Origin of the sequence: Cedecea sp. AS113 (assembly GCF_037152415.1) — a bacterium.
Taxonomy (GTDB): domain Bacteria; phylum Pseudomonadota; class Gammaproteobacteria; order Enterobacterales; family Enterobacteriaceae; genus Cedecea.
In genome coordinates this window covers 75,047-81,768 of sequence record NZ_JBBCMI010000020.1, presented here as the reverse complement: position 1 = coordinate 81,768, position 6,722 = coordinate 75,047, and the positions used below count along the sequence as shown (strand labels likewise).

The 6,722-nt window shown below is 52.8% G+C and carries 4 protein-coding genes and 1 rRNA gene; 2 read left to right on the top strand and 3 right to left on the bottom strand.

The window, feature by feature from the left end; all coding sequences use genetic code 11:
• Together rrf and WFN87_RS19875 are read left to right on the top strand one after the other, a co-directional pair.
• Window positions 1-91 (top strand): 5S ribosomal RNA (gene rrf, locus WFN87_RS19880); the annotation flags it as partial.
• A gap of 385 nt (window positions 92-476) precedes the next feature.
• Window positions 477-1,775, top strand: coding sequence for an MFS transporter (locus WFN87_RS19875; RefSeq protein WP_336981739.1), 1,299 nt, complete (start codon window positions 477-479; stop codon window positions 1,773-1,775).
• Window positions 1,776-1,815: 40 nt separating this feature from the next.
• Here WFN87_RS19875 and pssA read toward each other — a convergent pair whose 3' ends face one another.
• The 3 genes from pssA to WFN87_RS19860 all read right to left on the bottom strand — a co-directional run bounded on the left by pssA (window position 1,816) and on the right by WFN87_RS19860 (window position 6,680).
• Window positions 1,816-3,171: a CDP-diacylglycerol--serine O-phosphatidyltransferase gene (pssA, locus tag WFN87_RS19870; protein ID WP_034809554.1), complete on the bottom strand. Its 1,356-nt coding sequence runs from the start codon at window positions 3,169-3,171 to the stop codon at window positions 1,816-1,818.
• A gap of 114 nt (window positions 3,172-3,285) precedes the next feature.
• Window positions 3,286-5,946 (bottom strand): bifunctional acetate--CoA ligase family protein/GNAT family N-acetyltransferase, encoded by a 2,661-nt coding sequence (locus WFN87_RS19865; RefSeq protein WP_336981742.1) that lies wholly within the window; start codon window positions 5,944-5,946, stop codon window positions 3,286-3,288.
• A 32-nt stretch (window positions 5,947-5,978) separates the two neighbouring features.
• Window positions 5,979-6,680, bottom strand: coding sequence for a tRNA-uridine aminocarboxypropyltransferase (locus WFN87_RS19860; RefSeq protein WP_336981744.1), 702 nt, complete (start codon window positions 6,678-6,680; stop codon window positions 5,979-5,981).
• Between the last annotated feature and the right edge of the window lie 42 nt (window positions 6,681-6,722).

Sequence of the window (6,722 nt, the reverse complement as noted above, 5' to 3'; positions counted from 1 at the left end):
CACCTGACCCCATGCCGAACTCAGAAGTGAAACGCCGTAGCGCCGATGGTAGTGTGGGGTCTCCCCATGCGAGAGTAGGGAACTGCCAGGCATCAAATAAAACAGAAAACCTCAGCCTGATGGCTGGGGTTTTTTGTTTATATGGTATCAGGCCATTCCCTGCACGAGCATGGGCATGCGACAAACGTGTCGGGAACACGTTTGAACGCCGCGTGCGGCGGCCCCGGAGGGGCGAGTATCAGGATGATGCGCGTATTGTAGGGAACGGCCAGGCATCAAATCAGCATTAACCCCGACCGAAAGGCCGGGGTTTTTTGCTTTTTAAAGCATACTTTTTCGCAAAAATATCCGTCCGCTCACAAAAGTTAATGTAACAACTCCGCAACAAGATACTTCACCTCACAAAATTTCTTTCTCCTGCTTTACTGGATCCTGGGTTATTAGACCCATTCAGGAAGACAGGAGAAGAAAATAAAATGATTGAAACAACAAGTGAATCAAATATTGTGCCGTCGGCGGCTGATACCCGTCGTCGCGTCTGGGCCATTGTGGGTGCTTCATCAGGGAATCTGGTTGAGTGGTTTGATTTTTATGTTTACTCGTTCTGCTCACTCTATTTTGCTCATATCTTTTTCCCAACGGGAAACACCACGACTCAGCTTCTGCAAACCGCCGGTGTCTTTGCCGCAGGTTTTTTGATGCGACCCATTGGAGGCTGGTTATTCGGGTATATTGCCGATAAACATGGACGTAAAAACTCCATGCTTATCTCAGTGTGTATGATGTGTTTTGGCTCGCTGGTCATTGCCTGCCTGCCAGGATACGCCACCATTGGCACATGGGCCCCTGCATTATTGCTTTTAGCACGCCTGTTCCAGGGGTTATCTGTTGGAGGGGAGTACGGCACCAGCGCAACTTACATGAGTGAGGTGGCGGTCGAAGGTCGTAAAGGGTTCTATGCCTCATTCCAGTACGTGACGCTCATTGGCGGGCAGCTGGCCGCGTTGCTTGTTGTGGTTGTTCTCCAGCAAGTGCTAAGTGATGAAGATTTGCGTAGTTGGGGATGGAGAATTCCCTTCGCGATTGGAGCCGTACTGGCGATAGTTGCTCTCTATCTTCGCCGTTCTCTGGATGAAACATCGGATAAAGCAAGCCGCGCGCACAAGGATGCCGGTACGCTTTCCGGGCTGTGGAAAAATAAAAAAGCCTTCATTATGGTGCTTGGTTTCACCGCCGGCGGCTCCCTGGCTTTCTATACCTTCACCACCTATATGCAGAAATATCTGGTGAATACTGCGGGGATGCATGCGAACACGGCCAGCGCGTTGATGACCTGTGCGCTGTTTATCTTCATGGTACTTCAGCCGTTTTTCGGTGCGCTGTCGGATAAAATTGGTCGTCGAAGTTCTATGCTTTGCTTTGGCGGACTGGCAGCGGTGCTGACTGTGCCTATTTTGACGACACTGCAGAATGTTAGCTCACCTTATGCGGCCTTTGCTCTGGTGATGGCGGCGATGCTAATTGTCAGTTTTTACACTTCAATCAGCGGCATCCTTAAGGCAGAAATGTTCCCGCCGGAAGTCCGTGCGCTAGGTGTAGGTCTGTCTTATGCAGTTGCAAATGCCTTGTTTGGTGGCTCGGCAGAATATGTCGCCTTATCGCTGAAATCGATGGGCAGCGAAACGACCTTCTTCTGGTATGTCTCTGCGATGGGGGCGCTGGCATTTGCTGTTTCTCTGTTGCTGCACCGTAAAGGCAAAGGGATCAAGCTCTAGAAAGAAAAAGCCCTGCAGTGCAGGTGCAGGGCTTAAACGTTTAGAGAATACGGCTTATTAGTCGGTCGATACGGATACGGCGCAGGCGGCGAATCAGCTTGCGAACTTTCACCGGATATTCGGCGATGCTTTGCAGATCGCGATAATGCTTAACAGCCGTCGTATGGGTGCGGATAAGCTCCAGCTCCTTGGTGCGAATGCCTTCAAGCTCTCTTTTGGGATCGTGAATCAGCAGAGCATTTTCCAGATCCAGGCGCCACGCGCGCGGATTAAGGTTATTCCCGGTCAGCAGCATCCACTCGTTGTCCACCCACATGCCTTTCAGGTGGTAACTGTTATCCCCATCTTTCCACAAACGCACAATCAACTGCCCGGTATTCACATAATATTGCAGGCGGCTCAGGAAGCGGCGCAGGTTAATTTCATAGAGATAAGGTAGCGCGCCAATAATTTTGAACGGCTGATCTTCCGGAATATAAAAATCATTCGCTGTCTTATCGCCAACGATAATCTCAACCTGTTTACCGTCCCGCAGCAGCTGTATGATATTGCGGACCAGGACAGCTGGCAGGTTGAAGTATGGCGTGCAGATAGTCAGCTTCTGCTCTGCGCAAGGCATAAGATGGAAGATGGTTTTATTCAGCAGGCTGGATTTTCCCAGACCGACCAGCGGCGTAACCGAGAGCTGATCGTTATCTGCATCACCGTGGAAGATAAAGCTAGCGTCACGCAATTCCTGGCGGAAGAGACGGATATCGTTTTTGATTTCTGGACTTTTTACGCGCTCAGCGACATCTAAGCGATGAACCGCCCGGCCATTTATCAAATTCTGGTTAACCCAGCCATGCATGATATCTGCCAGGGCGCGATTGCGAATGATTTGATAGCGGTCATAGCGATATTTATCGTGCTGATGCAGGTAAACATCGTTGAGGCTGGCGCCGCTATAGATGACGCTGTCATCAATAATAAAGCCTTTGAAATGCAGCACGCCAAGGGCTTCGCGAGTATTGACGGGAACGCCATAGACAGGAACATTCACGTCGGGGAACTGCTCGGCCATGCGGTGATACCAGTCCGCATTGGTGTTGGACGCGGCAACACCAATACGTCCGCGCTGGGCACGGTGCCAGTCAACCAGCACGGAAACATCTAAATCTGGCCGCTGCTGTTTGGCTTGATAAAGCGCGGACAGAATTCCTTTGCCGCCGTCATCCTGTTCAAGATACAACGCAATAATACAAATACGCTGCGTTGCGCTGGCGATTTTTTTCAACAGCGTTTCGCGGAAATCCGCAGGGGAGAACAGGGTTTCTACATCATCAACTGATTGAGAAAGCTTCGGTAACTGGGCAAGGTGTTGTTGATGTTTATTACGCTTAAATTTAGACAACATCACAGTGCTTATCTTCTCTCTTCATTGGATGGCCTTCTGCAAAATCCAGACGTCAGAACTTGCTGATAATACCACTACTACTGCGCAAAGTGAGTATGTTTTCCAGTACCTTACTCACGAATCTGCGCTTTTGCTCAATGGAAGCGTCAGACTTACAATACCGTCTTCCAGCTGAATATCGACGCTGAAACCCAGTTTGCGGGCCAGGGTAATCATGCCCTGGTTGTTCGGCATCGTTATGCCATTCAGTCGCTGAAGGCCATGCTCTCTGGTGTAATCGATGAGCTTAGTCAGTAAGCGTCGGCCGAGTCCGAGGCCTTTTAAGTCGGAGCGAACCAGCACGGCGAACTCGGCATCAACGTTGTCAGGGTCTGAAATGGCGCGTGTGACGCCGAGGATCTCATCGTTGTCTTTTATTCTTCTGACTGCAACGAACGCCATTTCTCGATCGTAGTCGATCTGCGTCATATTGGCTAAATCTTCGTGGGTAAATTCATTGATCTCGCTGAAATAGCGATAGTAGAGATCCTCTTTTGTTACCTGGGCAATAAAACGCTGCAGCTGAGGTTCGTCCTCGGGCAGGATCGGCCGGAACAGGCAGCGGTCACCGTTCTTAAGCTGCACCAGCTCTTCAAGCTGATGAGGATAAGGACGCACGGCCAGCCTGGCATCCGCATCCCCCGTAAATTCGGCCAATTCCAGAGTGACGTCGAGCAGGGTGAATTCACTGCCGGATGCCAGTAGAGGGTGAATATCGAGTCTGACAATCTCGGGGCAATCAACTATCAGGTTAGAAACTTGCACCAGAACTTCGCTGATCCCGGCGATATCCAGCGGGCGTAATGCGCTCCGGCTACGGATCTTGCCGCTTTTGATCGCCTGAATGACAAGGTATCGGGCCAGATTCATGTTTAGCGGGGGGAGGGCTACCGCCGCCTGCCTTTCAGGTCGCCACTCTACGCCGCCTTCGCCCAGCATGATCAATGGACCAAATACCGGATCGTGCTCAACGACGACTCTTAGTTCCTGCGCGCCTGCGCGGTTTGCCATGCTTTGCACCAGCAGGCCGTGAATACGAGCCTGGGGCCAGGCCATTTTTACACGGTCGATGATGGCTTCGGCGGCCTGTTGTACTTCACTGGCCGTTCTCAAATAGAGCATAACGCCCTGAACTTCCGACTTGTGGGGAATATCCGGAGAACGAAGCTTTAATGCGACGGGATAACCAATTTGCTCTGCGATATGCACCGCTTCTGCACTGTCTCCAGCAATCCATGTCGACAGGGTCGTTAAGCCATAAGCTTCAAGCACCGGCCTGACTTCATGGGTATCCAGCGTCGTAGCTCCCTGATGCAAGGCCTGCTGAATCAGATGGTGGGCGTCGCTGGTGTTTGCCGTCAGGTTAGCCGGCAGGGCCGGCGTTTCGCGCAATTGCTTCTGGTTACGGCGATACTCGACCATGTGCATAAACGCCGTGACCGCACCCTCTGGCGTTCTGTAAGTCGGAATACCGGCATCGCTAAACAGACGTCTCGCTTCCTGGGAGGAATACTCCCCGCACCAGTTGGTGACAATGGTGAGATATTTGCCACGAGGATGCCGCTGCAGAAGATCGATCAGGGCAAGGGCGCTTGCGGTTCCTGGGGCGGCGGCACTGGGGGAATGGATAACCATTAAGGCATCAAAATCATGGCTATCCAGCAATTTCTCTATGGCCAGCAGGTACCGGCCAGGCGTCGCGTCATCCCGTAGATCTATCGGGTTTCCTGCCTCAACGCCAGGAGGAAGCACGCCCGCAAGAGCCTGCAGAGTTTCTTCACTTAACGTCGCTAGTTTGCCATTACGTATCCAAAGCTCATCAAGGGCCAGCGCCGCAGGTGCCGCGCCGTTGCTGACAATCATCAGTCGCTCACCGCGCAGAGGTCGCATGTGGCTAAGGGTTTCTACGGCGGAAAAGAGCTCATGCGTATCCTGAACCCGAAGTAAGCCTGCTCGTTGTATCGCCGCGTCCCAGGCGGCATCCAGGCCCGGATGGGTTTTCAGCAGCGTTTGTGCTTTGCTGCTGCGCCCGCTTTTGATGACCAGAATCGGCTTGTTACGTGAGGCGCTTCTTGCGGCGGAAACAAAGCGGCGGGCATCGCTCAGATGTTCAAGATACAGCAGGATGGCGCTGGTTTTCGTATCCCTGGCCAGATAATCAAGCAGTTCATCCACGTCGATATCCAGGCTATCGCCAAGCGCAATAAACCAGGAAAAGCCCATCTCGCGCTGCTGTGCCCAGTCCAGAATGGTGTTGGACACTGCGGCAGACTGAGAAATAAACGCCAGTTTGCCCTTTTGAATCGGAACAGGGGAGAAGCTGGCGTTTAACCCTTGCCACGGAGCCAGTAGGCCAAGGCTATTCGGGCCAAGCAGGCGAATTTGCCAGCGAGCGGCACAGGCCAGCAATTCGGGTAATTGCTCAGGTGGGGCAGATAAAATAATGCAGGCCTTGCAGCCTTTATTACCCAGGGCTTTCAGTAGCGTAAGATTTCGCCGGGAATGCGTACAAACAATAGCGAGGTCAGGAGCCAGCGGCAGGCTGGCAATATCCGGCCAGGCAAGCACTCCGCACACGGCTTTGTGAGTCGGCGTCACCGGCATTACCGGGCCATTGAAGCCGCCAGCAAGCAAGTTGCGCATCATTAAATAACCGGCGCGGTCGGCTTTTGCCGAAGCGCCGATAACGGCAATGGATTTTGGACGCAGCAGCGCTTCCAGGCCTCGTTGACTCACGACGCTCTCCCCTGAGTGATGTTCAGGAGAGTCTAAACGTTTTCTTCCACTTCTGCTGTGACGCTGCCCTGATGATGGGGTTTCCCCGCCAGATAGCGCTCGCGGAAAAGAGTGAAATGCTGGGTTAATCCTTTGGACGCTACTACATCTCCCGCCAGTTCTAGCAGGGCTGCGGCGACTTCCGCGGTGCAATACTGGCCGTCCGCATGGGCCTCGCGCAGGCGATAAGCTGAGGTAATACTTAAATCTACGGAAATTATCGGCAGCGCATCGAGATAAGGGCTTTTACGGAACATTTTACGTGCTTCAGTCCACGTGCCATCAAGCATGATAAATAGCGGTGGCTTACCGGTGGTTGCTGGCGTGGTCAGTACCTCGCGACTTGCATCGGCATAAGAGGCGGGAAAAACTACCATTGGCTGGTAATCCGGGTTAGCGACAAGATCCAGCAGCGCCTGAGGGGGCTCCGTGCGCGACCATTGAAATGCCTCCGTTTCCGGCAAAATATCGGCAATAAGCCGCCCGGTGTTACTCGGCTTCATCGGTTCGGTGTCAAACATCACCAGGCAAAAGCGACTGCGGGCAAGTTGTGGCTTAAGCGTCTCACACAGGCAATTTTTCAACGGCAGCAGGCAGCGCTGGCAGCGACGAACGCGATTACCCCGGGCGAGAAAGGGACGAGTTGCGCGAGCAAGGCGGGCTGCACGAAGGCGAAGAACGGCGTTTTCGGTCATTAATGAAGGATGTCTGGCTAAAAACGCCATTCTACCGTAGAT

Coding starts and splice junctions, on each gene's coding strand:
- pssA (WP_034809554.1), bottom strand. CDS start 3,171: ATGTTGTCTAAATTTAAGCGTAATAAACATCAACAACACCTTGCCCAG.
- WFN87_RS19860 (WP_336981744.1), bottom strand. CDS start 6,680: ATGACCGAAAACGCCGTTCTTCGCCTTCGTGCAGCCCGCCTTGCTCGC.
- WFN87_RS19875 (WP_336981739.1), top strand. CDS start 477: ATGATTGAAACAACAAGTGAATCAAATATTGTGCCGTCGGCGGCTGAT.